The 2,134-nt window shown below is 52.0% G+C and carries 3 protein-coding genes; 1 reads left to right on the top strand and 2 read right to left on the bottom strand.

What is annotated here, in order from left to right; genetic code table 11:
• Window positions 1-13 precede the first annotated feature (13 nt).
• Window positions 14-340 (top strand): helix-turn-helix domain-containing protein, encoded by a 327-nt coding sequence (locus tag ACP7BZ_RS22860; protein WP_426117493.1) that lies wholly within the window; start codon window positions 14-16, stop codon window positions 338-340.
• A 135-nt stretch (window positions 341-475) separates the two neighbouring features.
• Here ACP7BZ_RS22860 and ACP7BZ_RS22865 read toward each other — a convergent pair whose 3' ends face one another.
• Both ACP7BZ_RS22865 and ACP7BZ_RS22870 read right to left on the bottom strand, forming a co-directional pair.
• On the bottom strand, window positions 476-907 hold the full coding sequence (locus tag ACP7BZ_RS22865; protein WP_426117489.1) for a DUF4279 domain-containing protein: 432 nt from the start codon (window positions 905-907) through the stop codon (window positions 476-478).
• Between the two features lie 11 nt (window positions 908-918).
• On the bottom strand, window positions 919-2,134 hold a 1,216-nt coding region (locus ACP7BZ_RS22870; protein WP_426117491.1), incomplete at its 5' end, for an RHS repeat-associated core domain-containing protein.

Here is a 2,134-nt window from a genome sequence, read left to right on the forward strand (position 1 = left end):
TGACCCCGGGTCCTTGTGCCGGTTCAGCAAGGCGCAGAGCTACACCCAGCAAGGCCTGGCCGATGCCGCGCAGATTCACGTGAACCAGATCAAGCGCTACGAGGCTGGTACTGCCCAGCGGAATCTGGAGGCGCTGGTCAGACTGGCCAAGGCGCTGCACCTGAGCCTGGACATGCTGGTGTTCGACGAGACTGACCGTGGTCCGTCTGACGATCTGGCCTTGCAGTTCGAGGCTGTCAGCCACATGCCGGATGAAGAACGCCGCATCATCAAGGCGCTGCTTGACGGGATGATCATCAAGTACCAGACCAAGCAAATGGTGGGGAACTTGAGCAGCTAAGCCGGCGCTGCCTGGCAGCTAAATAAAAAGCCACTCGCATCCGGGATATCGGAGGGAGTGGCTTTTTTTGTTGCAAATAGTATTACTGACCATATTGCACTGGGATGTGATCACTCACCCCAATGGCCTTATATTCTATGAAACGTCGGCCGCATCCTCAGTCAATACATAATAAGATAATTCTAAAGGAATCCCAATTTTTCCGATTATCGATACCGACGTTGTATTTAATAAAAATGATATATTAGAATCCGCAGACTTAGACATGTGAATCATACTCAAGTCTATCCAAGCGTATTCACAATTCGGAATTTGACGCAACTCGCTTAGAACATCGAAAAATTGTGCTCCCAATCTAGATATGTGATCATCAACCGAAAGTAAATTGGAAATATCTTCGCTATACCATTCCCACCTGGAAGTTTTTTCTACAATCTCGGCTCCGTTTGAAATCGATTTAACTGAGCCTTTCGCAACAGCTAAATTTGGGGTTACTTTAAGTAGATCAGTTACGGCTGTAGGATCGAGCAAATCGCCATGAAACCTCAGTCGCAGTGTAATTAACATAGTCGCCCCGATTAATGACCTTCGTTCATATTTCCAAGATGCTCACCTTGGGCATCAAATATCTCTCCAGTACTTGGGTTTACTGAACAATCATCATTAGCCCCCGCTCCTGGCCCACCTTTTCTTCCACCTTTGATGCCGTGAAAAATATCTATTGCACGGTCAGGTCTTACACCATTTTTCTTGCCCCATTCACGCGCTCCAATAAGTGCATCTTTCGAACCGGAAGGGCGTTTAGCTTGTTTAACGGCATCAACTATTTGTCGAATCGGATCAGTCGTGAAATTGGCATATCCAATGATAGCACTTACACCATCATTATATAGCTGCCTAAATGCCTGATCAATTTTCCAATCTTCGAACGCCTTATTTAATTTAGCGCCTGGAATATTAACCACGATTGGCGGGGTCAATGTCGCCACAGGTGGCATTCCTGGAAGCGGGGGTATGATTACCGTTATTGGCGGCGGCGGTGGCACCAGAGGAGGATCTGCGAATGGATCATTACTGCTTCTGCCATCAGGATCACTAAACCGGTAAGGACTATTATTCGCATAAGCGTAACGGTTAAAGCTGCTTCCAGTGCTGGCATCGGTCGTCACCGGATCAACGCTCAAAAACCGCCCCGCCACCGGATCATAATACCGCTGCTGCATATACACCAGCCCCGTGTCGGCGTCGTTGACATGCCCGGTGAAGCCGATGGTTGGTGTCACGCCCCCAGCCGTGCGCCCGTAGGGCTCATAGCTGGTGCGGCTGATCACATTGCCGGCGCTGTCGCTGCGGGCGACCGGGCTGCCGAGCGCATCGGTGTGGATATAGGTGACAGTGTCGGCCGGTGGCGCCACCTGGATCGCAAGATTGGGCGATGTCGCGCCGAACCACTCGACCTGGTCCTGCACCATTTTCCACTGGAAGTTGTAGGTGCCGGCAGCTGCCGGTGCCGTGACCTGGAAGGTGTAACCCGCCGTTTGACCGGGCGCCGTGGTGGTTGGCTGGTCGATCCGTACTGCGTTCCACGTGTTGTTCGCCAGCGGATTACTTGACGCCAGACCGGTGTCGCCATGGGCATTCCACGTCGTATTGCCCGTGTTTTGCATGACCACTGTAACGGGATAGGTCTGCCCCGGCACCATGGTGGCCGGCACGGTTTGCGAGACGAATTGCGCGTCGTTGCGGCGCGCTGCGCTGACATTCACGGTCAGATTGGAGCTCTGACCGAAGAAT

The organism is Massilia sp. PWRC2 (assembly GCF_049896725.1).
GTDB lineage: Bacteria > Pseudomonadota > Gammaproteobacteria > Burkholderiales > Burkholderiaceae_D > JAFCUW01.